General features: G+C 73.2%; 28 protein-coding genes and 1 tRNA gene. 10 read left to right on the forward strand and 19 right to left on the reverse strand.

The window, feature by feature from the left end; translation table 11 throughout:
- Window positions 1-2: 2 nt before the first annotated feature.
- From EYB28_RS18035 to EYB28_RS18065, 7 genes are all read right to left on the reverse strand, one after another.
- Complete coding sequence (locus EYB28_RS18035; protein WP_240930634.1) at window positions 3-314, reverse strand: DUF2516 family protein; 312 nt, start codon at window positions 312-314, stop codon at window positions 3-5.
- Window positions 315-349: 35 nt separating this feature from the next.
- On the reverse strand, window positions 350-775 hold the full coding sequence (locus tag EYB28_RS18040; RefSeq protein WP_166850787.1) for a type II toxin-antitoxin system VapC family toxin: 426 nt from the start codon (window positions 773-775) through the stop codon (window positions 350-352).
- A 64-nt stretch (window positions 776-839) separates the two neighbouring features.
- Window positions 840-1,139 (reverse strand): type II toxin-antitoxin system Phd/YefM family antitoxin, encoded by a 300-nt coding sequence (locus EYB28_RS18045; protein ID WP_166850790.1) that lies wholly within the window; start codon window positions 1,137-1,139, stop codon window positions 840-842.
- A 153-nt stretch (window positions 1,140-1,292) separates the two neighbouring features.
- The gene (locus EYB28_RS18050) at window positions 1,293-2,111 is read right to left on the reverse strand and encodes an ABC transporter permease (RefSeq protein ID WP_166850793.1); all 819 of its coding nucleotides are present in this window, start codon (window positions 2,109-2,111) and stop codon (window positions 1,293-1,295) included.
- The gene (locus EYB28_RS18055; RefSeq protein ID WP_166850796.1) at window positions 2,108-3,130 is read right to left on the reverse strand and encodes an ATP-binding cassette domain-containing protein; all 1,023 of its coding nucleotides are present in this window, start codon (window positions 3,128-3,130) and stop codon (window positions 2,108-2,110) included. Before EYB28_RS18055 ends, EYB28_RS18050 begins: the two co-directional genes overlap by 4 nt.
- 151 nt (window positions 3,131-3,281) lie before the next feature.
- Window positions 3,282-4,211: a permease prefix domain 1-containing protein gene (locus EYB28_RS18060; RefSeq protein ID WP_166850799.1), complete on the reverse strand. Its 930-nt coding sequence runs from the start codon at window positions 4,209-4,211 to the stop codon at window positions 3,282-3,284.
- Entirely contained in the window at window positions 4,208-4,606 is a 399-nt protein-coding gene (locus EYB28_RS18065) for a PadR family transcriptional regulator (RefSeq protein ID WP_166852745.1), read from the reverse strand. The genes EYB28_RS18060 and EYB28_RS18065 overlap by 4 nt, the downstream gene beginning before the upstream one ends.
- Before the next feature lie 202 nt (window positions 4,607-4,808).
- Between EYB28_RS18065 and EYB28_RS18070 the strand changes: the two genes are divergently transcribed.
- Window positions 4,809-6,836, forward strand: a complete 2,028-nt coding sequence (locus tag EYB28_RS18070) for an MFS transporter (protein WP_166850802.1) — start codon at window positions 4,809-4,811, stop codon at window positions 6,834-6,836.
- Between the two features lie 21 nt (window positions 6,837-6,857).
- Here the strand turns inward: EYB28_RS18070 and EYB28_RS18075 are convergent, their stop codons facing one another.
- From EYB28_RS18075 to EYB28_RS18085, 3 genes are all read right to left on the reverse strand, one after another.
- Window positions 6,858-8,066: an aromatic acid exporter family protein gene (locus EYB28_RS18075; RefSeq protein WP_166850805.1), complete on the reverse strand. Its 1,209-nt coding sequence runs from the start codon at window positions 8,064-8,066 to the stop codon at window positions 6,858-6,860.
- 66 nt (window positions 8,067-8,132) lie between these two features.
- Complete coding sequence (locus tag EYB28_RS18080) at window positions 8,133-9,293, reverse strand: folate-binding protein (RefSeq protein ID WP_240930635.1); 1,161 nt, start codon at window positions 9,291-9,293, stop codon at window positions 8,133-8,135.
- A 33-nt stretch (window positions 9,294-9,326) separates the two neighbouring features.
- Window positions 9,327-9,890, reverse strand: a complete 564-nt coding sequence (locus tag EYB28_RS18085) for an FABP family protein (protein ID WP_166850808.1) — start codon at window positions 9,888-9,890, stop codon at window positions 9,327-9,329.
- Window positions 9,891-10,174: 284 nt separating this feature from the next.
- Here EYB28_RS18085 and EYB28_RS18090 point away from each other — a divergent pair, with 284 nt between their 5' ends.
- Window positions 10,175-10,561: a DsrE family protein gene (locus EYB28_RS18090; RefSeq protein WP_166850811.1), complete on the forward strand. Its 387-nt coding sequence runs from the start codon at window positions 10,175-10,177 to the stop codon at window positions 10,559-10,561.
- 203 nt (window positions 10,562-10,764) lie between these two features.
- On the forward strand, window positions 10,765-11,430 hold the full coding sequence (locus EYB28_RS18095) for a YceI family protein (RefSeq protein WP_166850813.1): 666 nt from the start codon (window positions 10,765-10,767) through the stop codon (window positions 11,428-11,430).
- A 23-nt stretch (window positions 11,431-11,453) separates the two neighbouring features.
- Here EYB28_RS18095 and EYB28_RS18100 read toward each other — a convergent pair whose 3' ends face one another.
- Window positions 11,454-12,203, reverse strand: coding sequence for a hypothetical protein (locus EYB28_RS18100; protein ID WP_240930636.1), 750 nt, complete (start codon window positions 12,201-12,203; stop codon window positions 11,454-11,456).
- Between the two features lie 337 nt (window positions 12,204-12,540).
- Between EYB28_RS18100 and EYB28_RS18105 the strand changes: the two genes are divergently transcribed.
- Both EYB28_RS18105 and EYB28_RS18110 read left to right on the forward strand, forming a co-directional pair.
- Window positions 12,541-13,317 carry a response regulator transcription factor gene (locus EYB28_RS18105; protein ID WP_166850816.1) on the forward strand — a complete coding sequence of 259 codons (777 nt, stop codon included), beginning with the start codon at window positions 12,541-12,543 and terminating at the stop codon, window positions 13,315-13,317.
- 61 nt (window positions 13,318-13,378) lie between these two features.
- Window positions 13,379-14,308 carry an alpha/beta fold hydrolase gene (locus EYB28_RS18110; protein WP_166852751.1) on the forward strand — a complete coding sequence of 310 codons (930 nt, stop codon included), beginning with the start codon at window positions 13,379-13,381 and terminating at the stop codon, window positions 14,306-14,308.
- A 60-nt stretch (window positions 14,309-14,368) separates the two neighbouring features.
- On the opposite strand, the gene nth is transcribed toward EYB28_RS18110, so the two are convergent.
- Entirely contained in the window at window positions 14,369-15,076 is a 708-nt protein-coding gene (gene nth / locus EYB28_RS18115; RefSeq protein ID WP_240930767.1) for an endonuclease III, read from the reverse strand.
- Window positions 15,077-15,346: 270 nt separating this feature from the next.
- Between nth and EYB28_RS18120 the strand changes: the two genes are divergently transcribed.
- Together EYB28_RS18120 and EYB28_RS18125 are read left to right on the forward strand one after the other, a co-directional pair.
- Window positions 15,347-16,024 carry a Crp/Fnr family transcriptional regulator gene (locus EYB28_RS18120; protein WP_166850822.1) on the forward strand — a complete coding sequence of 226 codons (678 nt, stop codon included), beginning with the start codon at window positions 15,347-15,349 and terminating at the stop codon, window positions 16,022-16,024.
- A gap of 333 nt (window positions 16,025-16,357) precedes the next feature.
- Entirely contained in the window at window positions 16,358-16,588 is a 231-nt protein-coding gene (locus tag EYB28_RS18125) for a hypothetical protein (RefSeq protein ID WP_166850824.1), read from the forward strand.
- Window positions 16,589-16,801: 213 nt separating this feature from the next.
- On the opposite strand, the gene EYB28_RS18130 is transcribed toward EYB28_RS18125, so the two are convergent.
- Complete coding sequence (locus EYB28_RS18130) at window positions 16,802-17,278, reverse strand: RidA family protein (protein ID WP_166850826.1); 477 nt, start codon at window positions 17,276-17,278, stop codon at window positions 16,802-16,804.
- Window positions 17,278-17,442 (reverse strand): DUF4177 domain-containing protein, encoded by a 165-nt coding sequence (locus EYB28_RS18135; RefSeq protein WP_139820690.1) that lies wholly within the window; start codon window positions 17,440-17,442, stop codon window positions 17,278-17,280. Before EYB28_RS18135 ends, EYB28_RS18130 begins: the two co-directional genes overlap by 1 nt.
- 132 nt (window positions 17,443-17,574) lie before the next feature.
- Here EYB28_RS18135 and EYB28_RS18140 point away from each other — a divergent pair, with 132 nt between their 5' ends.
- The 3 genes from EYB28_RS18140 (at window position 17,575) to EYB28_RS18150 (ending at window position 21,162) form a co-directional block, all read left to right on the forward strand.
- Window positions 17,575-20,073, forward strand: coding sequence for a transglycosylase domain-containing protein (locus EYB28_RS18140; RefSeq protein ID WP_166850828.1), 2,499 nt, complete (start codon window positions 17,575-17,577; stop codon window positions 20,071-20,073).
- A complete protein-coding gene (locus tag EYB28_RS18145) occupies window positions 20,058-20,993 on the forward strand; it encodes a metallophosphoesterase (RefSeq protein WP_240930637.1) in 936 nt (311 codons plus the stop codon). Before EYB28_RS18140 ends, EYB28_RS18145 begins: the two co-directional genes overlap by 16 nt.
- A gap of 92 nt (window positions 20,994-21,085) precedes the next feature.
- Window positions 21,086-21,162, forward strand: a tRNA-Pro gene (locus EYB28_RS18150).
- Between the two features lie 233 nt (window positions 21,163-21,395).
- Here EYB28_RS18150 and xerC read toward each other — a convergent pair.
- The 5 genes from xerC to EYB28_RS18175 all read right to left on the reverse strand — a co-directional run bounded on the left by xerC (window position 21,396) and on the right by EYB28_RS18175 (window position 25,181).
- Window positions 21,396-22,628, reverse strand: a complete 1,233-nt coding sequence (gene xerC, locus EYB28_RS18155; protein WP_166850830.1) for a tyrosine recombinase XerC — start codon at window positions 22,626-22,628, stop codon at window positions 21,396-21,398.
- Window positions 22,625-22,837 (reverse strand): helix-turn-helix domain-containing protein, encoded by a 213-nt coding sequence (locus tag EYB28_RS18160; protein ID WP_166850833.1) that lies wholly within the window; start codon window positions 22,835-22,837, stop codon window positions 22,625-22,627. Before EYB28_RS18160 ends, xerC begins: the two co-directional genes overlap by 4 nt.
- Window positions 22,838-23,111: 274 nt before the next feature.
- Window positions 23,112-23,471: a hypothetical protein gene (locus tag EYB28_RS18165; RefSeq protein WP_166850835.1), complete on the reverse strand. Its 360-nt coding sequence runs from the start codon at window positions 23,469-23,471 to the stop codon at window positions 23,112-23,114.
- Between the two features lie 115 nt (window positions 23,472-23,586).
- Window positions 23,587-24,459 carry a hypothetical protein gene (locus EYB28_RS18170; RefSeq protein ID WP_166850837.1) on the reverse strand — a complete coding sequence of 291 codons (873 nt, stop codon included), beginning with the start codon at window positions 24,457-24,459 and terminating at the stop codon, window positions 23,587-23,589.
- Window positions 24,447-25,181, reverse strand: a complete 735-nt coding sequence (locus EYB28_RS18175; RefSeq protein ID WP_166850839.1) for a DUF2637 domain-containing protein — start codon at window positions 25,179-25,181, stop codon at window positions 24,447-24,449. The genes EYB28_RS18170 and EYB28_RS18175 overlap by 13 nt, the downstream gene beginning before the upstream one ends.
- Window positions 25,182-25,213: the final 32 nt, after the last annotated feature.

Genomic DNA, 25,213 nt, shown 5'->3' on the forward strand with positions numbered 1-25,213 from the left:
CGTCACCACCCGCCCGTGGGGCCCTGCGGGCGCCGCTTGCCGGTGCCGTACGGCTGGATGCGGGGCCGCACGTCGACCCAGTAGATCATCGCCGGGGCCACCGCGAAGACGTTGAGGAAGCCCATGGGCACCCCCAGGACCGCGAGCAGGCCGAGTGCCCCCGCGATGCCGAGGATCAGCAGCCAGATGTTCTTGGTGAGCTTGCCCTCGGAGGTGAAGGCCTTGCCGGGGCGTCGCACGGCGTCGACGAAAGCGACAGCCTGAACCGCGAACACGACCAGACTGAGCACGAACATGATGAAGGTCGGGAGCACGGGTTCGAGCCTACGGGAGAACGCCACGCGGGCGGCTACGGCAGGACGCGCAGCCGGGCCGCGCGCGCGGCGCCCGCGACCTGCTCGTCCCAGGCGGCGACGACCGTGTCGTCGTGCCCGACGGTCAGGGCGCTGGCCACGTGCAGGGCGTCGCCGCCGCGCAGCGGGACCGGGCAGGTGTCGAGCAGCTCCGCCGCGCGCTCGGTGACCTGAGGCGACACCTCGACGACGTGCAGCGCCGGCCACAGCGTCTCCCACGTGGCCAGGCCGCGGCGCCGCGCGAGCGGGTCGAGCACGCCGGCGCGCTCCCCCGCGGCCAGCGCCGCGCGGACCTCGGCGTCCGCCACGCGGGAGGTCGCCACGACGTCGGCCCGGTTCCACAGGGCGCTGGCGAGCTCGGAGCCGGGCTCGCGCACGCACAGCTTCACCAGTGCGCTCGCGTCGAGGTAGACGAGGGCCATCGTGCTCCGTCCGGTCCGTGGGTGGGTGCGGTCGTCGCGGGGTGCGTCGTCGTGGGTCGGGCCGTCAGCGGCGGATGCGCCGCACGAGCTCGGACATGCCCGACACGCGTGACGGCGAGCGCCCGCCGGGGCGCGGGCCGCCCGTCGTCGGCGCCCCGTCGGGCACGGCGTGCGCGGGGCGGTCGGCCGTGGCCGGGGTGAGGAGCCCGTCGCGCACCAGCCCGGCGACGAGGTCCGCCGACTCGACCCCGCTGAGCCGCGCCACGGGGACCCCGCGGTCGGTGATGACGACCTCCTCGCCCGCGCGGGCCTTCTCGATCCACGACTTCAGCTCGGCGCGCAGGGCGCTGACGGCGACCTCCATGACCGACGACGGTACCCTGCCCGCCCCGAACCCTCCGGCCCAACATGCCCGACCTGGGTGCCGAACATGTGGTTGGTCCGGGACTCATGACCTGAGTCCCGGACCAACCACATGTTCGGCACCCAGGAAGCGCCTGGTCGCGACCCGCGCGGTTCAGAGCGAGCGACGGTAGGCCTGGAAGGCCGACGTCGCGAGCGCCCCCATCAGCGTGACGGCGGCGGCGAGCAGCGCCAGGTGGCCCCAGACGGCGGCCGGGTCGGCGAAGCCCTGCAGCGCGTCCCGCGCGACGACGACGGCCCAGTCGAACGGGTTGAACCGCGCGACGCCGGCGATCCAGTCGGGCGCCAGCGACGGGTCCATGACCGCCGACGAGAGGAACATCAGCGGGATGGTGAGCAGCTGGGAGACGCCGATCAGCGCCTCCTGCTGCCGGGTGAGCAGCGCGACGGCACCGGAGAGCGCCGCGAACAGGCAGCTCAGCAGCGCCACGGCCACGAGCATCACCGCGACCCCGGCCCACCCGCCGGGGAACCGGGCGCCGCCGAGCCAGGCCACCCCGACCACCACGAGCGCCTGCGCGCACGCGAGCAGCGCGTACCAGGCCATCGTCGCGGCGAGCAGCGCGCCCCGGCTGGTCGGCGAGGCGAGGAAGCGGTCCATGACGCCCCGCTCCATGTCCTGCACGAACGTGGTGCCGGCCCACGCGGCGCCGCCCATCGCCGTCATCATCACCACGCCGGGCGTGAGGTACTCCAGGTAGGTGACGTCGGCGCCGCCCGCGAAGCCAGGAATCTCGATGACGGACCGGAAGAGCTGGCCGAACAGCAGCAGCCAGATCATCGGCTGCAGCAGGTTCATCACCATGAATACGGGGATACGCATGCCCTGGCGCGCCTGGCGGCCGGTGAGCAGCGCGGCCTGGACGAGGGCCCCGGTCCGCGCCGGTCGTGCGGTCCGTGCCGGTGCGCTCATGCCGCCGCCTCCGCCGTCTCCTCGCGGGCGCCGGCCCGGTTCGCCTCCGCCAGGCTGCGGCCGGTGCGGGCCAGGTAGACGTCGTCGAGCGTCGGGCGCGACAGCCCCGCCGCCCGCACGGCCAGGCCCGCGGCGTCGAGCGCCGTGAGCAGCGCCGGCAGCGCGGTGGCGCCCTGGTCGGCGCGCGCCCGCAGCGTGCGCCCGTCGACCGCGACGTCGACGACGCCGGGCACGCCCGCCGCGGCCCGGGCCGCGAGGTCCGCGCCGTGCGCGGCGTCGAGCTCGACCGTCACGCCGTCGCCGCGCAGCCCGTCCTTCAGGGCGTCCGGGCTGCCGGACGTGACGACGCGTCCGCCGTCGACGATGACGACCTGGTCCGCGAGCCGGTCGGCCTCGTCCAGGTAGTGGGTCGTGAGCAGGATCGTCATGCCGTCGCCGGACGCCATGCGCTCGATCTCCGCCCACATCGCGGCGCGGGCCTCCGGGTCGAGGCCCGTGGTGGGCTCGTCGAGGAACAGCACCCGCGGGCGGTGCACGAGGCCGACGGCGACGTCGAGCTTGCGCGCCATCCCGCCGGACCAGGTCTTCACCAGGCGGTCGGCGGCGTCGGCCACGCCGAAGCGCCGCAGCAGCTCGTCGGCGCGCGACCGGGCGGCGCGGGGGCCGAGGCCCTGCAGCCGCCCGGCGAGCACGAGGTTCTCGCGGCCGGTGCCCATCGGGTCGGTCACGGGGCGCTGTGCCACGTAGCCGATGGCGCGCCGGACCGCGGCCGCCTCGCGCGCGACGTCGTGGCCGGCCACGCGGGCGGTGCCGCCGTCCGGCGCCGAGAGCGTGGCGAGGATCCTCACGGTGGTGGACTTGCCGGCGCCGTTCGGGCCGAGCAGGCCGAGCACGCTGCCCGGCGCCGCCGTGAGGTCGAGGCCGTCGAGGGCGCGCACGTCGGGCGCGCCGCGGCCGGTGCGGTAGGTCTTGGTCAGGCCGGCGACGTCGATCGCCGGTCCCTGACAGGTCGTGGACATGCTTGCTCCTTGCCGGGACGTCGCGGTGACGTCCCTTCGTCCGGAGGTCCGGCGCACGCCCTAGGCTGGGAGTGCGTCTCGTGGTGCGGTCGCGCACCGGACCCGAGCCACCGGTCCCGGGCGATGGCCGTCGCCCGGGACCGTTCCTGCGTCACTTCTGCTGCGGTTCTCCCTTCGGGGTGAAGAGCATCCGGGCGAGGACGAGCATCATCACCGCGAGGGCGACGACGAAGGTCAGCCAGGACCACGCCCAGCCGGCCGTGAGGCCGACGACGACGAAGACCACGAACGCCGTCAGCCAGATCACGACCGTGTAGACGCCGAACCGCGCTGCCGCGGCCGGGTCCTGGTCGAAGCGGTCGAAGTGCCCGTCCGTGGCCTGCGCCCGCGCGACGTCCCGAACCCACGCCTTCTTGCGGTTGGTCTGGGTCACGCCGAGCATCGTGAAGAGCGTGCCGGCCACGACCAGGGCCGCGGCGGCGACGACGTACACCCACGGGGCGAACGTCCCGAGGAGCACGAACGCCGCCAGGAGCACGGCGAGGACCGCGAGCGCGGTCGCCAGGTAGTAGCCGCCGGCCCGGCGCGACGGCATCGGGTGGTTGGTCGTCGTCTCCTGCGACAGGGAGAGCCCGACGACGAAGCCGGCGGCGCTGGCCGCCGTCACCAGCAAGGCCGCGACCGCCGGGGCGGGCAGGGCGAGCACGTCCACCGAGGCCAGCACGGCGAGGGCGACGAGGGACGCGCCGACGAGGGCGGCGAGGACGACTCCGAGGACGAAACGGGGCCGCGGGCGCACGCGGTGGTGCTCGGCGGCGGCGAGCGCCGCCTGCAGGGCGGTGCGCGGCTCCCCGCCGTCGCGGGCGGCGACGTCGGACCGCACGTCGGCGAGGATCGCACGCACGTCGCCGAGGTCGTCGAAGGCCTGCCGCGCCGCGTCGTCGGGCGACGCGCCGCCGGCACGCAGCTCCGCGGCGCGGGCCTCGAGGTTCGCCCGGATCTCCTCCTTGAGGTCCTGGACCTCGGGGGACGGCTCGACGCCGGCGAAGGCGTCGTCGAGCAGGCGGTGGACGGTGGTCATCGGTCGGAGTCCTTGTCTGTGCTGGCCCCGGGGCGGGCTGCGGTGCTGAGGAGGGCGTCGACGACGTCGCGGGTGGCGACCCACGCGGCGACGTTGCGCCGGTAGACGGCGCGGCCGGCGTCGGTGATCCGGTAGTACTTGCGGCGCCCGCCCTGGGACTCGTCGCCCCAGTAGGCCTCGACCAGGCCGTCCTTGGTCAGGCGGCGGTACGTCGCGTAGAGCGTGGCCTCCTTGATCTCGTGCGCTCCACCGGTGGCGTCGCGGATCGTCTTGTAGATCTCGAAGCCGTAGCGGTCCCCGCGACGCAGGGTCGCGAGCACGATCGTGTCGGTGTGGCCGCGCAGCAGGTCGGCGGAGAACGCGTCGTCCGCCGGCTGGACCTCGTCTTGCTGCATCACGATTAGTACTGTATCTGATCAACTACTCAACGACAACAAGGTGCCGAACATGTGGTTCCTCCGGGTCTGACGTCCTGGATCCCGGAGGAACCACCTGTTCGGCGGGCGGTGGGCGGCGGGCCGTGGCAACGTGCCAACCGGACGCACGCACCACCACGCGCGGGCCTCGCCGTCCGCCCCGACGCCGGGAGGGCGCCCCATGACCGCACCGACCGCGCCGCCGGCCGAGCCCCGGGCGCTGCCCCAGGGCCGGGTCTGGGCGATCTTCGGCGGGCTCATGCTCGCCATGCTCCTCGCCGCCCTCGACCAGACGATCGTCGCGACCGCCCTGCCGACGATCGTCTCCGACCTCGGCGGGGCCGAGCACCTGTCGTGGGTCGTCACCGCCTACATGCTGGCCAGCACGGCCACCACCGTCCTGTGGGGCAAGCTCGGCGACCTGTACGGGCGCAAGGCCCTCTTCATCGCCTGCATCGTCATCTTCCTGGCCGGCTCGATCCTGTCCGGCACCTCCCAGACCATGAGCCAGCTCATCGCCTGGCGCGCCGTCCAGGGCGTCGGCGGCGGCGGGCTCATGGTGCTGTCCCAGGCGATCATCGGCGACGTCGTCCCCCCGCGGGAGCGCGGGCGCTACCAGGGCCTGTTCGGCGCGGTCTTCGGCGTCTCCTCGGTGGCAGGGCCGCTGCTCGGCGGGTTCTTCGTCGACAACCTCGACTGGCGGTGGGTCTTCTACATCAACATCCCCATCGGCGTCGTCGCGCTCCTCGTCGTCGCCGCCGTGCTGCCGCACATCGACGCCGGGGTCAAGCCCCGGATCGACTACGCCGGGATCATCCTGCTCGGCCTCGTCTCGACGTCGATCGTGCTGGTGACGAGCCTCGGCGGCACCACCTGGGAGTGGTCCTCCGGTCCCGTGTACGCCATGGTCGCGCTCGCCGTCGGGGCGCTGGTCGCGTTCGTCGTCGTGGAGCGCCGGACGGCCGAGCCGGTGCTGCCGCTGCACCTGTTCCGCAGCCGCGTGTTCACCGTCGCCGCCGTCGTCGGGTTCGTCGTCGGGTTCGCGATGTTCGGCGCCATCACCTACCTGCCGCTCTACCTGCAGACGGTCAAGGGCTCCACGCCCACCGAGTCCGGCCTCGAGATGACGCCGATGATGCTCGGCATGCTGATCACCTCGATCGGCTCCGGCCAGCTCATCTCCCGCACCGGGCGCTACAAGCACTTCCCGATCATCGGCACGGCGGTCACCGCCTGCGGGCTCTACCTGCTCTCCCTCATGGGTCGTGACACGACGACGGCCCAGGCCGGCGTGAGCATGTTCGTCCTCGGCGCGGGGCTCGGCATGGTGACGCAGGTGCTCGTCATCGCCGTGCAGAACGCCGTCGACTACCGCGACCTCGGCACCGCGACGTCCGGCGCCACCTACTTCCGCACCATCGGCTCGTCCGTAGGCGTCGCAGTCTTCGGCACGATCTTCGCGAACCGGCTCACGGACGAGCTCCTCACGGGCGTCCCCCCGTCCGCGCAGGGGCCGTGCGGCCCTGAGACGCTGGCCGCGTCCACGCAGGGGCTCGCCCAGTGCCCGCCCGAGGTGCAGGACTGGTTCACCGGCGCGTACGCCGACGCGCTGCACGTCGTCTTCCTGTGGGCGGTGCCCGTGGCGGCGCTCGCGTTCCTGCTGACGTGGCTCCTGCCCGAGGTCGAGCTGCGCACCGCGACCCGCAGCGACGACGCCCCGACGGCAGGTCAGGCCGTGGGCGAGTCCTTCGCCCTGCCGTCCAGCCGCACGTCGCTGGAGGAGCTGCGGCTCATCCTGTGGCGCCGGGTCGGCAAGCGCGACCCCCGGCGGGTGTACGAGCTGGTGGCCGACGAGCTCGGGCTCACGGCCACCGAGTGCTGGATGGTCGCCCGCGTCGCCCTCAAGCACACCCGGTCCGTCCGGCTCATGTCGGAACGCACCGAGGTGCCGCCGGACGTCGTGCGCCGGGTGGCCGAGGCCCTGCGGGACCGCGGGCTGGTCGAGGTCGCCGACGACACCGTGCGCGCCACGCCCGCCGGCGACGCGGCGTTCGAGCGGATCCGCGACGCCGAACGGCGTCGGCTGCAGCGCTACGTCGACGAGTGGCCCGGCGGCGACGAGCCCGAGGTCGACCAGCTGGTCGACCAGCTCACGCACCAGCTCCTGGCCGACGACACGGACGCAGCGGACGTCCTCGGGGCCCGCTGACCGGCACCCGTCTGCCTGCGGTCACATCTCCGGCAGCGTGGCCCGGGCGGCGTCGGGCGTCATCCCGGACGCCTCGAGGGTGTCGACGACGGGCGAGCGCAGCAGCAGCACCAGCGACTGCACCTGCCAGTGGCCCTCGCCGAGGGTGCGCGGGTCCACGTCACGGGCGACGGCGGCCAGCGCGTCGCGCGCCCGGTCGAGACCCGTCCCGGAGCCGAGCGCGGCCGCCAGCAGCCGCACGCCCTGCGCGTACCGCACGACCAGGTCGGCCACCGGGTCGGCCACCGGGTCGACGTCGGGCGGCGCGGGCATCGCGCCGGACAGCGGGACGACCGACACCCGGTGGTCGACGTCGTCGCCGTCCAGCAGGCCGAGGGAGCGCAGGGCCGCGGGGGCGCGGCGGGCGAGCACGCGCACGCTGCGCATCGCCCGGTCGACCAGGACGGCCTGCGCCGCGAGGCGCGTGATCTCCGTGCGGTGCACCCGGTTCACGCTCACCCGCGCGATCTCGTACGACTTGGTCGCCAGGTCGTGCCAGTCCTCCAGGACCCGCTCGGCGGCGCGGCCCCGCACGAGGGCGGCGGCCAGCTCGTCGGCGTCGCCGTCGCGCAGGCCGCGGGCGAGGGCCTCCAGCGTGAGCGCGAGCTCACGCGTCGCCTCGAGGGCCAGCGCGCGGATCCGGCGGCGCGGGTCCCCGGGCGTGACCAGCGCGACGAGCAGCGCCACGGCGCCCCCGACGAGGGCGTCCGTCCACCGCCCCAGCGCACCGCTCGTCGCGACGGCGGCAGGCAGGCCGACGACGACGCCCGCCTGCACGCCCGCCTGGATGGTGAGCAGCGGGCCCCGGTCGATGAACCGGGCGATCAGCGCCGAGGCCCCCATGACCAGCGCGATCTGCCACCAGCCCGACCCGATGACGTGCACCATGAGGTCGCCGAGCGCGACGCCGACGGCGACCCCGACGGCGACCTCCGCCACCTTGCGCAGCTCGCGGTCGAAGCTGAAGCCGAGGCACACCCACGCGGCGATCGCCGCGAAGAACGGCTGCTCGTGGCCGAGGACGACCGTGGCGAGGCCGTACGCGACGCCGGCGGCGAGGGCCGCCTGGAGCACGGGCCAGAACGAGGTGCGCAGGCGCGACACGCCCTGGCGCACGCGGATGCGGCCGGGCAGCGTGCGCAGGGCCGCGCGCGCCGCGGCACCGGCCCGCCGGGCCGGGGGCTCACCCATCGCGCCTCGCACCACGCACGCTCACGACGGCTCCGCCGACGGCGGCGTCGCGGTCGCGGCGCCGGGTCACAGCAGGCTCTGCGGGGCGTCCGGTCCGCGGGGAGTCAGCCCGCGCGCGAGCGGCCCGTGCGCCTCCGGGCGGTCGGCGGAGACCCCGTCGCCGGGGACCACGACCTCCTGGGAGGCGTCGACGACCAGCTCGGTGCCGCCGGCCTCGCCGACGACGACGAGCCCGGCGTCCTCCGGCGCGGACCGCTTGATCACGGCGAGCGCCACGGGGCCCAGCTCGTGGTGCCGCGCGACGGTCGTCACGGTCCCGACGGCGCGCCCGTCGGCGCCGCCGACCCGCACCTCGGCGCCGGCCTCCGGGACCACGTGCTGGGAGCCGTCGAGGTGCAGCAGCACCAGACGGCGCGGCGGCCGGCCCAGGTTGTGCACGCGGGCGACCGTCTCCTGGCCGCGGTAGCAGCCCTTGTGCAGGTGGACGGCGGTGCGCAGCCAGTCGAGCTCGTGCGGCACGCTGCGGTGGTCGACCTCGCGGCCGAGCCGCGGGCGCCACGCCTCGACCCGCAGCGCCTCGGTGGCCCAGGTGCCGACGAGCCGCCGGCCCGCGGTCTCGCGCTCGGCGACGGCGGCGGCGAGGTCGGCGCGGGGCACGAGGACGAGCCGCCAGGGGCGGTCCCCGCCCGGGTGCCCGTCGGCGGGCGGGCCGTAGCGGGTGCCGCCGGCCGCGACCCGCGGCCAGGTGTCCCACCACGTGACGTGCTCGCCCTCGGCGCCCTCGGCGGCGACCGGCTCACCGACCGCCGCGTACTCGGCGGTGACGTCGGCGACCTCGACCCGCATCATGAAGCGCATCGAGTCGAGCCAGGCGGCCAGCGGCGCGGCGTGGTCGCCCTCGGTGACCAGCCACGTGGCCTCGCCGTCGTCGACGACGCCCGCGGCGTGCTCCACGTGCCCCTGCGGCGAGAGGACGAGCAGCTCGGTGGACGTCCGCGGGGCGAGGGACTCCACGTCCTGCGAGGTGATCGAGTGCAGCCAGCCGAGCCGGTCCGGCCCGCTGACGCGCACGACGCCCAGGTGGGACTGGTCGACGACGGCGTCCCCGCGCACAAGGGCGCGCTGCTCGGCCACGGGGTCGCCGTAGTGCCAGGCGACGCCGGCGTCGGGCCCCGACGCGGGCACGGCGCCGGGTCGCGCGAGCAGCGGGCTGTCCATGCTGTCCATCAGGGGGTGACTCCCTCGGCGACGGTGGTGCGGTCAGTCCTGGGCGACGGGCTGCCGGTCGAGCTTCGCGGAGGCGTACGAGCCGAGCGGGTGCCCGAACGCCGCGATCTCCTCGACCCACATGAGCTGGCCCTCGACGAGGCCGTACAGGCGCTTCGCGGCCGTGACCTCGACGGCGCTGGAGGTGCGGGCCACGAAGTCCGTGGCGAGGTCGATGCGCCCGTTGCCGACCGCGCCGAGGAACAGCGAGAGCCGGCCGGACGCGTCGGTGAGCAGGACCTCGATCGGGTGCCGGTCCTCCTCCAGCCCGTCGGGGCGGTCGGTGGACACGCGCCAGTAGCCGGTCTCGGTGGACCAGACGGTGTCGGGCTCGTCGTCGCCGTACGTCTCGCCGTCGGCCGCGGCGCCGGAGCGCACCCGCAGCGTGGACTCGACGCGCAGGTACGGCCCGCCGTCGTGGTCGAAGACGAGATCCTGGACGAACGGCGTGGCGTCGATGCCGGCGTACTCGATGACGCCCTCGCCCCGCCAGCGGCCCACGAGCCACGCGAGCGGGTACACCTCGGGCGCGAGGCCCTCGGGAAAGACGAAGGGCATCAGCGCTGGCCCTGGAAGAGCTTGTAGACGACGTACCCGGCGAACCAGACGATCGCGACGGACACGACGACCAGCAGGCTGAGGAACACGGCCTCGAGTGCTTCGATGGACATGCCGCGATCCTACCCAGCCGCCCACCCCCGCTGCCGAACATGTGGTTGCTCCGGGGGACGCGGCAGCAGTCCGGGACCGATCACATGCTCGGCACCCAGGAACGGCCTGTTCGGCGGTACGACCAGTACCGCGGCGCGAGCGGGCCGTGCGACGGGGTAACGTCGCCCGCCATGAGCCACACCGCCCCGGCACCCGCCGCCCGATCCCTCGTGATCAAGACCACATCGGGGCTGGACCGGCCGGAGGCCGCCAACCAGGCGCTGACGGTCGCGGCCGCCGCCGTCGCCTCCGGGGCGGAGGTGAGCCTGTGGCTGACCGGTGAGTCCGCGTGGTTCGCGGTGCCGGGCCGCGCGGCCGAGCTCGCCCTCGAGCACGCCGCCCCGGCCGCGGACCTCCTCGACGCCGTCCTCGCGGCGGGCACCGTGACACTGTGCACGCAGTGCGCCGCGCGGCGGGAGATCACGGAAGGCGACGTGCTGCCCGGGGTGCGGGTCGCCGGCGCGGCCGTGTTCACCGAGGAGATCCTGCGTCCCGGCGCGCAGGCCCTCGTCTACTGAGGCCGGGTCCTCGAGCCCCGGTCGCGCGCACGCGGGACGCGTCCGCGCGACTGTGACCCACGGCACGGCGGAGCCCCGGGCCCGCGTCGTAGATTGAAGTTTGAATCACCGGTCGTGCCGCCGTGGGCCCCACCGTCCGCCGACCGACGCCGGGCGCACCACCCCGGGCGGGCGACCGTGCCCCCACGATCCGGAGACCCCCCATGACCTCCCTGACCTCCCCCACCAGGACGTGGAACGACCTCGTGATCCCGGCCGCCGGGACCTACCAGCTCGACGAGGGGCACAAGCGCCTCGGCTTCCTGGCCATGCACATGATGGTCAGCCCCGTGCGGGGCGAGTTCGCGACCGGGAGCGCCACCATCCACGTCGCCGACGACCCGCTGCGGTCGTCGGTCACCGCGACCCTCGACACCGCGTCGGTCACGACGCACAACCCCGACCGGGACGCCCACCTCAAGAGCGCCGACTTCCTCGACGTCGAGAACCACCCCACGATCGAGTTCCGCAGCACCGGGATCGAGTGGCGCGCCGAGTCCGACCCGATCTTCTCGTGGGCCCGCCTCAAGGGGCGCACCCCCGGCCGCAGCGGTGACGCCGGTCAGGCCGCCAGGACCTCCGCCAAGTTCGTCCTGCACGGGGAGCTGAGCATCCGGGGCGTCACGCACCCCATCGCGCTCGACGCCGAGTTCGGCGGCGCCGGCCGGGACCCGTTCGGCAACGACATCTTCGGCTTCAACGCCTCCGCCGACTTCGAGCGGGAGAAGTACGGCTTGGTGTGGAACGTCGCCCTCGAGTCCGGCGGCGTCCTCGTCGCCAAGCGGGTCCGCATCGAGCTGGCCGGCGAGGCGATCCGCCAGGGCGACTGAGCGCCCCCCGGTCTCAGGCCGGTTCAGGCGAGGACGAGCCGGCCCACGACGAACACCAGGATCCCCGTCACCGCGACCGGGGCCGTGACGGCGGCGAGCACCGCCCGCCGCGACGCCAGGGCGGGCTGCCGCGCGAGCAGCAGCTGCAGCGCCGCGACCACCAGACCCGCCACCACGCCGGCGACAGCGCCGCTCACGACGTCGATCCCCGGCGCCACGGTCGCCGCGCCCGCCGCGGCGCCGCCGCCCACCGCGACGCCCACGAGCGACCCGGCCCAGCCGCGCGCCACCGGCAGCGCCGACACGGCCGACGCGACGGCGAGACCCACCGCCGCCGTGATGACGAGGGACGCGCCCGCCTCGGTGCGGCCCGCCGCGACCCACCCCGCGCACGACACGGCCACCACGCAGCCCGACACCGTGCCGCTGACCGACTCGACGAGCCGCGGCCGTCCGCCGCGCCGCAGCATCTCGGCGACGAACGCGAGCACGAGCGCCATCGCGATCACGAGCGGCAGGTGCCGCAGCACCGGCTCGCCGCGCGTCGCCCACGCGACAGCGACACCGCCGAGCCCCGCGAGGCCCACCACGACGGTCGCGCCGCCGGGCGCGGGCAGCCGCAGCAGCGACGCCCATCCCGCGGCGAGGAGCAGGACCAGCACCCCGGCCGCCGCGGCGACGGCGTCCTCCCCCAGGTACGCCGCTGCGGCCACGGCGGCGGCGAGCACGGACGTCAGGACGGCGCGGGTGGTCACACGGGTGGGCGCAGGCACGCCCCGAGTGTCCCAGAACCGGCACCCCGCGGGCTCATCCGTGGCCCGGGAGTGCGGGGCCCGGCGCCCGCCGGGCGGGCGGAGCACCACCGACTCACGTGTCCGCAACGAGCGCTTCACACGCCGGTAACACTCCACAGGGCAGACTGCGGGGAACACGCGAGGGCACGCGGACGACACCGGGCCGGTACATGATCGACACGTGACCGGCCCGTGAGAGTCCGTGCGACAGGCCGCTCGGACCGCGTGTGACGCGCACCGCACCCGCGGTACGTTGTCCGACACACCGGTCGGACACCGGTCGGGCGACCCGCCCGACGGACGGGAGGAGGTACCGGTGGCCGAGCTGTTGATCCTCACGCCCGCGACGGACGGGTCGGTCGAGGTGCTGCCCGCGCTCGGCCTCCTCAGCCACCGGGTGCGGGTGCTGCCGATGGAGCCCTCCGCCCTCGTCGACGCCCCCGACTCCGACGTCGTGCTCGTCGACGCCCGCCGCGACCTGGTCGCGGCCCGCACCACCTGCCGGCTGCTGCACGCGACCGGCCTCACCGTCCCCCTCGTCCTCGTCCTCACCGAGGGCGGCCTGACCGTCGTCACCCACGAGTGGGGCGCCGACGACCTGCTGCTCGTCACCGCCTCCCCCGCCGAGGTCGAGGCCCGCATCCGCCTCGTCGTCGAGCGGTCCTCCCACGGGCCCGTCGACGACGGCCCCGAGGAGATCGCCGCCGGCGAGCTCACCATCGACGCCGGGGGCTACACCGCCCGCCTGCGGGGCCAGCCCATCGACCTCACCTACAAGGAGTTCGAGCTCATCAAGTACCTCGTGCAGCACCCCGGGCGCGTCTTCACCCGCGCCCAGCTGCTGCAGGAGGTGTGGGGCTACGACTACTACGGCGGCACCCGCACCGTCGACGTGCACGTGCGTCGGCTGCGCGCCAAGCTCGGCCCCGAGCACGAGCAGCTCATCGGCACCGTGCGCAACGTCGGCTACCGGTTCGACCCGCCCAAGGAGTCCCGGACCGAGGAGGACGACGGCGGCGCCACGGACGGCGGCGGGCCCGACGGCAGCGGGCAGGACGGCGGCGAGGCGCGGGCCGCGACGCCGGCCGGGTGAGACCTGCGCCCTGGCGCCCCCTCCCGGCCCCGGCGCGGGTAGGTTCGTGCGGGTGACCGCGATGTCCGACTCCAGCGACTTCTCCAGCGCCCTCGTGGACGGGCCGTGGCGCCACGACCTCGTCGCCGCCAACGGCTCGCGCTTCCACGTGGCCACGGCCGGGCCGGAGCGCCCGAAGGACGACGCCCGACCCCTGGTGCTGCTCCTGCACGGGTTCCCGCAGTTCTGGTGGGCGTGGCGCCACCAGCTGACGGCGCTCGCCGAGGCCGGGCACCACGTCGCCGCGATGGACCTGCGTGGCGTCGGTGCCTCCGACAAGCCGCCCTCGGGGTACGACGTCCCCACCACCACCCGCGACGTCGCCGGGGTGGTGCGATCCCTCGGCCACGACCGCGCCGTCGTCGTCGGCCACGGCACCGGCGGGGTCGTCGCCTGGGCGATGGCGCGCCTCCAGCCGACCGTCACCGCCGGCCTCGCCGCCGTCTCGGCGCCGCACCCCGCCCGGCTGCACACCTCCGGGGCCGCCCTCCTGACGCGCGCGGCACGACGCCAGCTCGCGCTCTACCAGCTGCCCACCCTGCCGGAACGACGGATCGTCGACGGCGACCTCATCGCCCACATCCTCCGGCTCGGGGCGTCCCGCCCGCTGCCGCCCGAGGACGTCGAGCTGTTCCGCACCGTGATGCGCATCCCGTTCGCCGCCCACACGGTGATGGAGACCCTGCGCTGGCTCGTGCGCTCCACGCCACGGCCCGACGGGCGCCGGTTCCTCACCACCGTCCGCGAGCCGATCGACGTCCCCGTCCTGCAGCTCCACGGCTCCGCCGACGGCTTCGTGCGGCGCGAGCAGGCCGACGTCGACGGCCGGGCGCTCGCCCGCCACTACCGCTTCGAGGTCCTCGACGGCGCCGGGCACTACCTGCCCGAGGAGGCCCCCGACGCCGTCAGCAGCCTCCTGCTCGACTGGCTCGCCGCCACCGACCCGCGCTGAGCCCGCGGGCGGCGGCCACACTCCCGGCCCGGCCCGCTCAGCCTCCCGACCCGGCCAGGCTCAGCCCCGGGGGCCCGGCTTGACGAGCTTCGCCGCCGCGTCCGGGTCGGTCTCCCCCGCCCCGTACGCCGGGCACCACCGCGCCACGGGGCACGCCCCGCACGCGGGACGGCGCGCGTGGCAGACGCGACGCCCGTGCCACACCAGGTGGTGGCTCAGCATCGTCCAGTCACGCTTGGCGAACAGGTCGCCGACCTCGTGCTCCACCTTCACCGGGTCTTCCTGCGCGGTCCACCCGAACCGGCGGGCCAGGCGACCGAAGTGGGTGTCCACCGTGATCCCGGGGACGCCGAACGCGTTGCCGAGCACCACGTTCGCCGTCTTGCGCCCCACGCCCGGCAGCGTCACCAGGTCGTCGAGACGCGCCGGGACCTCGCCGTCGAACCGCTCCACGAGCGCCTGCCCCAGCCCGATGAGCGCCCGCGTCTTCGCCCGGAAGAACCCCAGCGGCTTGAGCAGCTCCTCCATCTCCGCCGGCTCCGCCCCCGCGTACGCCGCCGCGTCCGGGTAGCGAGCGAAGATGGCCGGCGTGCTCGCGTTGACCCGCACGTCCGTCGTCTGCGCCGACAGGACCGTCGCGACCAGCAGCTCCAACGGCGTCGTGAAGTCCAGCTCCGCCCGGGCGTCCGGGTAGGCTGCTGCGAGCTCTCGGTCGATGCGCCGCGCCCGGCGCACCAGCGCCAGGCGGGACTCCCCCGTCGGCGTCACGGCGCCGCCCGGCGGCGTCGAGGCGGGGGTGGACGATCCGTTCGCAGTCGTCGTTGTCGGCACCTCGGCAGCGTATCCACAGCCTCCGACACCGGCCCGCCGGTCGCCCCGAGGCCGCGGGCGCCGTCACTCGTCGGGTGCCGCGCCGCGCCGTTCCCGACGTGATTTGGTGCGGTGAGGCAGACTGAGAACTGGAACACAATCCCTTGACAACCTGTGGACGACCACCCACGACAGGGTCGGCCGCCCCCGAACCACGTGAGGATTCCTGTGGACGACACCGTCGTGCTCTCCGCCCCTCTCTTCGCGGACATGGACAGCGAGGAGACCAAGGCGCTCTTCGAGTCCATGGTCCCCGTCGAGCTCAGCCGTGGGGACGTCCTCTTCCGGGAGGGCGAGCCCGGCGACCGGCTGTACGTGATCGCGCAGGGCAAGATCAAGCTCGGCCGTCGATCGAGCGACGGCCGGGAGAACCTGCTGTCGATCCTCGGCCCCGGCGAGATGTTCGGCGAGCTCTCGCTGTTCGACCCGGGCCCGCGCACCGCGTCGGCCTCGTCCGTCTCGGACGCCCTGGTCTACGAGCTGCGCCACCAGGCGCTCGTGCAGTGGATCGCCGCGCACCCGAACGTCGCCACGACGCTCCTGAGCGCACTGGCCCGCCGGCTGCGCCGCACCAACGAGACCCTCGCGGACCTCGTCTTCTCCGACGTGCCCGGTCGCGTGGCGAAGGCGCTGCTCGACCTGTCGACGCGCTTCGGCGAGCCCAACGACGACGGCATCCGCGTCGCCCACGACCTCACGCAGGAGGAGCTCGCGCAGCTCGTCGGCGCGTCGCGCGAGACCGTGAACAAGGCCCTGGCCGACTTCGCCACCCGTGGCTGGGTGCGTCGTGAGGGCCGCGCCGTCGTGCTCCTGGACCTGGACCGCCTGGAGCGCCGAGCTCGGTAGCACTTCCGGCCGCAACCTCGGGCCTCTGGCCGCAACCTCGGTGGCGGCCGCGCACGACAAGGACCTTTCAGGTCCGGCCGCGTTCACGGGCGCTGGGCGCCCTCCACTTCGGGAAAGATACGGCCGGACCTGAAAGGTCCTTGTCGTGCGCTCCGTCGTCGTCTCGCGGTGGTCGTCGCCTCGACCGCCCTCTCGCCGTGGTCGTCCACTCGGCCCCCTCTCGCCGTCGTCGTCCGCCCGGCCGTCGTGTCGCGTCGTCGTCCGCTCCGCGCGCCGATGCGGGGGCGGGAAAACGCCTGTCGAGGTCGGAGACGAGCTGCCTAGGGTGGCGCCATGCCGATGGTTCGGATCGAGCTGCGAGCTACGGACCGGGCGGAAGCTCAGCGGGTCGTGCGGGCCTACGCCGACGGCGGGCGCCACCGGCCCAGCGACGACGCCGCGCTCGACGAGGTCGCGCGATTGGGGCGCACGCCGGCCGGGCGCCCGCGATGCGTCGGGATGACCAACGGTCAACCGACCTACCTCAAGTTCGACGTCGAGGTCTACCCCGAGGTGGCCGGCTGACGGCCCTGCGGCGCCTCGCGAGAGTGGACGGCCCGGCACCGGCGCAACCGACACCGGTGCAGGAGCGGGTGGGGACGAGGTCGTGTGCCCGGTCGTATCTTTCCCGAAGTGGAGGGCCCCCAGGGCCCGTGAACGCGACCGGGCGCACGACCTCGTCCCCACCCGCGACCGCAACCCGAAGCCGCGACCGCAACCCAAGAAGCGACCGAGGGCTCACACAGCGAGCTCCGCGATCAGCTCCACCTCGACGGGGGCGTCCAGGGGCAGGACGGCGACGCCCACGGCGCTGCGCGCGTGCACGCCGGCGTCGCCGAAGATGTCGCCGAGCACGGTCGAGGCGCCGTTGAGGACACCCGGCTGGCCCGTGAACGTCGGGTCGCTGGCGACGAAGCCCGTCACCTTGACGATGCGGACGCCGTCGAGCGTGCCCGTCAGCGAGCGGACGGCGGCGAGGGCGTTGAGCGCGCAGGTGCGCGCCAGCCCGGCGGCGACGTCGGGGGCCACGAGACCCTCGCCCTCACCCACCTTGCCGGTGGCGAGCAGGGCGCCGTCGACGAACGGGAGCTGACCGGCGGTGTAGACGTAGTCGCCGGAGCGGACGGCGGGCTGGTAGGCGGCGACCGGGGCCGCGACGTCGGGCAGAGCGATGCCCAGCTCGGCCAGGCGCGCCTCGGGGGACGTGGCCGACATCACTGGCCGCCCGACGGACGCTTGAGGTAGGCGACGAGGTTGGTGCTGTCGGGGCCGGGGACGACCTGGACGAGCTCCCACCCGTCGGCGCCCCACTGGTCGAGGATCGCCTTGGTGTTGTGAATGAGCAGGGGGATGGTCGCGTACTCCCACGTGGTAGCCATGCGGCCGATCGTAACCACGCCGGGTGAGGTCCGGCGTCGCACGACGCGGTGACGAGGAGTCCACCGGACCTCCACACGGCGGGCGGGGTGCCCGGCCGTGCCTGCTCAGGCCCAGCCCGTACCCTAGGACGCATGTCGAACCAGGATCACCGGCGCATCACCCGCACCATGCCGGCGACACAGCTCGTGGCCCTGCTGCTCGCGTTCGTCCTCGCGGCGGTGGCCGGCGGAGTGCTCTCCGCCGGGCTGGTGATCCCGTTCGTCGCCGGGGCGAACGCTGCCGCCGACAGCACCGTGGAGATCTACGACGAGCTGCCGGCCGAGCTCGAGCCGGGGCCGCTCTCGGAGCAGTCCCGCGTCTACGCGAGCAACGGCGAGCTCCTCGCCACGTTCTTCGCGCAGAACCGCATCGTGGTCCCGCTCGACGACGTCTCCGAGAACATGCAGAACGCCGTGATCGCCATCGAGGACGAGCGGTTCTGGGAGCACGGCGGCATCGACACCCGCGGTATCACCCGCGCCCTGGCGAACAACCTCGCGGGGCACGACCAGCAGGGCGCCTCGACGCTCACGCAGCAGTACGTGAAGAACGTGCTGATCGAGCAGGCCGTGCGCGACGACGACCCGTTCGGTCTCATCGAGGCCAAGGAGAGCTCGATCGACCGCAAGCTGCGCGAGGCGAAGATGGCGATCTCGCTCGAGAAGCAGATGAGCAAGGAGGAGATCCTCCAGGGCTACCTCAACGTCGCGCAGTTCGGCGCCCAGAACCTGTACGGCGTGGAGACCGCGTCGCAGTACTACTTCTCCAAGAGCGCCAAGGACCTGAACATCGTCGAGGCGGCGACGATCGCGGGCATCACCAAGAACCCGAGCCGCTTCGACCCGACGGTCAACCCGAAGCAGGCACGCGACCGCCGCGACCTGGTGCTGCACAACATGTGGGCGCAGGGGTACATCACGGGCGAGGAGTACGACAAGGCCAAGTCGACGCCCGTCAAGAAGACGCTGGACGTGACGCCGGTGCAGGTCGGCTGCAGCGCCGCGGGCGACGCCGCGTTCTTCTGCGACTACGTGACCAAGGAGATCGTCAACAACGAGGTGTTCGGGGAGACCCGTGGGGAGCGCCAGTCCCTGCTGTACCGCGGCGGGCTGGAGATCCACACCACCCTCGACATGGACAAGCAGAAGGCGGCCGCGAAGGCCGTCAGGAACGCCGTCGACCCGGACGACTCGAGCCGCCTGCAGTCCGCCCTCGTCTCCGTGGAGCCGGGCACCGGCGAGATCAAGGCGATGGCGCAGAACGTGCCGTACACCGGCCTCGGCGACAAGAACGGGCGCAGCACCAGCGTCAACTACTCCGCGGGCCCTCTGCACGGCGCCTCGAAGGGGTTCCAGGTCGGGTCGAACTTCAAGCCGTTCGTGCTCGCCGAGTGGCTCAACGAGGGCCACACACTCTACGAGCAGGTGAACGCCACTGAGGTGAGTCGCCCCGTCGCCAATTTCCAGACCCCGTGCGTCGGGTCGCTCGGCTCGGACACCTGGGCGCCCGGCAACTCGGAGGGCGCGGCCTTCGGTTACATCTCCGCACTCGAGGCCACGTACAAGTCGGTCAACACGGCGTACGCGTCGATGGGCTACGAGCTCAACCTGTGCGACCTGCGCAACACCGCCTGGAACATGGGCTTCCGCCCCACCAACTCGGGCGTGCAGAGGGAGACCATCTACAAGCCCACCAAGGAGGACATCGACGTCCAGGCGCCGATGATCATCGGCACCCAGGAGTCGACGCCGCTGTACCAGGCGGCCGCGTACGCGACGCTGGCCAGCGGCGGCACGTACTGCTCGCCCGTCGCAATCACGGGCGTGACCGGCCCCGGCGGCGAGAAGTACGACGTCCCGAAGGCCAAGTGCGACAAGAACGCCCTGCCGGAGAACATCGCCAACACCGTGGTGTACGCGATGGAGCGGGTGTTCGGCCCGGGCGGTACGGCCTGGCGGCTCGACGGCGGCCTCTCGGACGGCCGGCCCGTCGCCGGCAAGACGGGCACGTCGCAGCTGTCCGCGCAGACGTGGTTCACCGGCTTCACGCCGAACCTGTCGACGTCGGTGTGGGTCGGCAACGCCGACAACCCCAACGAGGACCACACCGAGGGCAATGTCGTGAACGGCCAGTTCTACGACGTCATCTACGGTTCCACGCTCGCCGCCCCGGCGTGGAAGGAGTACATGGACAAGGCGGTCGCCGACCTTCCCGTGAAGGACTTCGGCGAGCCGGACCAGTCGCTGGTCGGCGCTCCCCCGCCGCCGCCCGCTCCCCCGGAGAACAGCGACGACGACTCCGGGGACTCCGGTGACGGCGACTCCGGTGACAGCGACAGCGGCGACGGCGGTGGCGAGACCGGCGGTGGCGAGACCGGCGGCGGTGACACCGGTGGCGGTGACACCGGTGGCGGTGACACCGGCGGTGGTGACACCGGCGGTGGTGACACCGGTGGCACCGACGGCGGCGGCAACGGTCAGGACGGCGGTGACGGTGGCGGCGACGGCAAGGGCCGCGACGACGCGAGCGCGGCCTCGACGAACGCCGACGGCGGCACGAGCTCGCTGGCCGGCCTGTGGGGCGACAACTGACCGGCGCGGGGGCCCGTGCCGGGCGTCTGATCGGCGGCGCGGTCGCCGTCGCAGCGGCCGGGCTCGCGTACGCCCACCTGGAGACCAAGCTCTTCACGGTGCGGCACGTCACGGTGCCCGTGCTGCCCCCGGGCGAGGCCGACCTGCGGGTGCTGCACCTCTCCGACCTGCACCTCACCCCGGCTCAGGAGCGCAAGATCGCCTGGGTCCGGTCGCTGGCCGCGCTCGACCCGCACCTCGTGGTCGACACGGGCGACAACCTGGCGCACGTCGACTCGCTCGGCCCCGCGCTGCACGCGCTGGAGCCGCTGCTCCGCGTGCCGGGCGCCTTCGTCATGGGGTCCAACGACTACTACTCCCCCGTGCCGAAGAACCCCGCCCGCTACCTGCTGCCGGATGCCCGCGTAGCGCCCACGAGGCCGCCCGAGATGCCCGCCGGCGAGCTGGCGGACGCGATGCGGTCCGCGGGCTGGAAGGACCTCACGAACCGTCGTGATGCCGTCGTCGCCGACGGCCGCACCCTGTCCCTGGTCGGGGTGGACGACCCGCACCTGGACCACGACGACTTCCCCCCGCCCGCGCCCACCGAGGACGGCGTGCTGCACCTGGGGGTGTCGCACGCGCCGTACCGCCGCGTCCTCGACCGGATGCACGCCGACGGCGCCGACGTCGTCCTGGCCGGGCACACGCACGGCGGCCAGCTCCGCGTGCCGGGATTCGGCGCACTCGTGACGAACTGCGACGTCGACCGCCGCCGGGCCTCCGGCCTGCACGGATGGCCCGGGCCGCGCCCCGACGAGGCCGGCGGTGCCGGGTCCACGTGGCTGCACGTCTCCGCCGGCGCGGGCACGTCCCCGTACGCTCCCGTGCGGTTCGCATGCCGCCCCGAGGCGACCTTGCTCACCTTCACCACCCGGTGACGGGATCTCGTTTTCGTCCTGGGGCGATCGTCGGCTATTCTGGGCAGGCTTCCGCACGCGGGTGACAGCCCGTCGTCGTAGGAGCAGTCCCTCGGGGTGTGGCGCAGCTTGGTAGCGCGCTTCGTTCGGGACGAAGAGGTCGCAGGTTCAAATCCTGTCACCCCGACCACCAGAAAGGCCCTCCGGCCAGCGGAAACGCTGACGTCGGAGGGCCTTTCGCTTTGCCCTAAGCGCCACGGAACCGGGGTGCTTCATCAACTGCTTCATGACGGCCCGGGACTCCGGCGCGTCTGGGCGGTCTGCGGCGGACCACTGGCGCGAGTTGGAGCATCCTCACCTCCCAAGCAACGAGGGCTCGATCGTCCGCGACGATCGAGCCCTCAGCCCCGGATGCTCCGTCTGTCACCCGCCATCGTCCGCCTGCCGCACCTGGCCGTTCCCCGGCGTCTTGAACAACGGGTCCATGTGCCACTCGGGGTTGACCACCTCTATGCCGGCGAACTCGTTCATGAACGTCGCCCCGGTGTGGATCACCGGGCGCAGCTCGTGGCGGTAGATGCGCTCTGTGGTCGAGGTGTCGGAGTGCCCGACGACATGTGCGATCTGCTCGACGGCCGCTCCCCCGGCGGACATCAGCGAGACGAAGGAGTGGCGCAGCTCGCGCGGCGTCCACTCCTTGGCATCCACCGAGGGGACGAACTTGAGCGCGGACCGGAACGCGCGACGCACGTTCGCGGCGTCGAGCGGAGTGCCGACCGACGTCGTGAACACGTGGCCGGTCTCGGCCCAGTCGGACCCGGCCCTGGCGCGGTCCGCTTCCTGCTCACGGCGACGCCTGCGCAGAGCCTCGACCGCGACGTCGGGGAGGGCGAGGGTGCGCCGGGACTTCTTGGTCTTGGTGTCCCCGGATGCCCGCACGGAGCGCCAAACCTCGATCGAGGGTGGGCTCGAGGCGAGGTCGACGTGGTTCCACGTCAGGGCGCGCATCTCCTCGGTGCGGATGCCGACGAGCATCGACACGACGATGTACGGGTACATCCAGTGCCCCTTGGTCAGCTCAAGGACGTCCAGCGCCTGCTTCTCGGTCAGGGACTTCGACTTCCGCCCAGCACGCCCTCGTGGGGTCACGGCGAACTCGACCACGTTCCGCTCGATGAGGTCACGCGCGACGGCACGCTTGATCGCGCTGTTGAACTGCGCCTTGACGTCAGCGACCGTGCGCGTCGAACGTGTCTTCGCCAGGTCGGCCAGGAACGCCTCGACGTGCTTGGTCGTCAGTTTCCTGAGCAGCACGTCGCCAAGGCCGTCTACGACGTGCGCGGACATGTAGGCACGCGTCTTGACCGTGCTCTCATCGACCTGACCTTGGCCGTACCGGAGCCAGTCGTCGACCGCGTCGCGCACGGTGAGTTTCTCGGCGCCCGGCGGGACGCCGTTCTCGTAGGCGCGGACGAGCCTACGCACAGCATCGATTGCCGCCGAGCGCGACTTGCCGTAGCCCGTCTTGCGGACCTCCTTGCCACGGTCGTCGTATGCGACAACCCGGGTGGCGACCCAGCGTTGCCGCTTCTCGTTCCAGTAGACGCCCCCTTCGCCCCGCGAGCGACGCGGCGGCTTCTTCGACTGCTCGGTCACGCTGCACCGTCCGAGAGGCTGTCGACGTACTCACGCACCGCCTCGACGGGCACGAGGCGGCGGGTACCGACCTTGACGGTGCGCAGTGCACCGCACCGGATCAGCTCGTAGACGACGGTCCGCCCGACGCGCAGCACCTCGGCAGCCTCCTCGACCCGGTAGAGCAGCGGGGCGACCTGGCTGGCGGTGATCGACTCATTCCTCGACATCTCTCCCCCAAGGGCGTTGTTGTCGGCACCAGCAGCGCCGGCGAGGGAGCTTCCCTCACAACCTGGGAATGCCTCCCGAGGGCCGACGGAGTAACAGGCGAACCTGAACTCTATGGGCCGACGACGTACCCGGGCAGACCCGGATGTGTCCGTGCGGTGTTGCTCCGCGGTCGACATTCCTCTGGCGAGGGGAATCCACCGTTGGCGGCTGCTCTCGGCGCTGCCGCGCTGATGCTGGCCGCCTGTCCTAGCGATGTCGTGAGGCGGCTCGTCTTCATGAGGCGGGGTCGGTAGGCACGTCCTTGGGCTTGAGCGGATCGTCCCATCGTTTGAAGTAGCGCTCGATTTCCTTGGGGTTGGCGACGTCCACCTGGAGCCACTCGATGGCGGCCTCCCTCGACCGTTCCTCGCATAGCGCAGAGTTGTTGATGCGCGGATGATCGGCGATGTCGGTGAGCTCGGCCCACACGCAGTACGCCTGCCCGCCCATATCGGCATCGGTGATGGCTTCGCCGGCGATCTCAGCCATTGTTTCGATGCCGACCTCGTACGGGTCGCTCGACAGCGCCAGGACCCGCTGCGCCGCGCTGGTCATGATCGCGTAGAGCTTGGAGTTGGCCTCGCTGGTTGGCATGAGTCGAGAGTAGAGAAGCGCACCCAGCTCGGACGGATCACGGCCGCCGTCGGCGCGGCGCGCGGGATCAAGGCGGATCGGGAGTCCCGCTGCCCGGACACCAGACGTCCTCACCTCATGCCGCGGCCGCAGCACGAGTGACCGTCGTCGAGATCCACACGAGCAGATCGGACGCAGCATCACGACGGGCCCGCCCTGTTCGGCCGAGGTGGTCGACCAGGCCGGAAGCGACGAGGCCGGCGGCGTCGATGGGCTGACCGAACGCGACACGTTGCTCGACCCACCACCCCGTCAGGGTCGACGTCGCCTCGACGAGGGTCGCGAACAGGCCGATTTCGACCGCATCGGTTGGGCGCAGCGACTGGCCTGCTTCGAGGCGTGCCAGGGCCCAGGGCCGCCAGTCGACGCGGCATCGACGCACGATGGCTCGAGTCGACGGCACACGCCCTGCGGCCACTGCCTGCAGCGCGGCGGCGACGTCGGCGCGCAGGCGCGGTGAGTGGTTGCGACCGATGACTGCAGCGATCTTCGCCCACGCGGTATCTCCGAGGCGGGACTCGACAAGTAGCCGCAGCTCGGCGAGTGCCGCCAGTCGCGGATCGGCCACGGTGGGTTCGCCGGTGCCGTCCACGAGCGGGACGAGCTCGCTCCTGTGCACGTGGGTCGCGTAGGCCTTCTTCACGCGCCGGGCGACGACGTTGCGCGCGACGGCGAACGTCCAGCGCCGCTGGTCCTCGTCGCACAGGACGGTCCACTGGTCGCGCTTGGTCCACAGGATCTCGACGACGTCGCCGACCACCTCGCTCGTGGCACTGGCGACGTCACCGAGCTCATCGCGCATGACGGCGGTGGTTCCGGCGGTGCGAAGGCGCCGGTGCACGTAGCCCTCGACGCTGTCAGCCAGGCCGAGCACGCGGACGCCGATCTCGTCGTCGTCGCACAGCGAAGCCGCCGCGTCGGTCGCCGGGGCTGGGGTCAGCGTCGCCATGTCTCAGCCTCCTGACGGTGTGCCATCTGCAAGCGCAGGTTTCGTAGCCATCGCCGCCCGGTCGCCTCGGAGCCCGCGAATCCCGCCTCGACGGCCATCCGTCCAGTCGGGCGAACTCCAGCCTGTTCCTGGGCGGCCACCCACGCGGCGAAGTCGTCAGTCCTCTCGGCGGTCTGCTCGACGTCGGTGTCCGACGGTTCCGCGACCGGCGCGACGAGGGCGCCCGAGAACGTGTCGCTATTCTCGGCTGCGGCGATCTGCGCCCGCGCAGGAACGTCCGGCTCGTTGGCTCGCGCGGAGACGGCGACCGCAACCGGTTCGGCGGCGGGAACGTGCTCGCGTTCTTCGCCGCGCCGTACCGCGATCAGGACGAGCATGTGAGTGGTCAGCAGCAGCGACAGCGACGGCACCGAGGAGAACAGCGATGCGACCAGCCGGGAGAGCTCCATGTGCCCGACAGGGACGGGCTCGGCGTGCAGAAAGTTGCCGGTCCACGAGGCGGCTGCGAACACGATCAGCAGGACCCAGGCGTACCAGGTGCCGGCCGCACCACGGGCGCGGAACCGGAACGCCGCCCACGTGCCGAACAGGATGACCGTGTCGATCGTCAGCGGGAACATCCACGCCAGCCGCGGGGTGATGCCCGAGGCGATGCCAACCGCGCGCAGCGCGTTGAACGACAGCGTGAACGCCATGACCGCCGCGACCGTGCACAGCAGCACGCCCGGCCACAACGCCCCCGCCAGGGGCCGGC

The organism is Isoptericola sp. BMS4, assembly GCF_011634835.1.
Taxonomy (GTDB): Bacteria; Actinomycetota; Actinomycetes; order Actinomycetales; family Cellulomonadaceae; genus Isoptericola.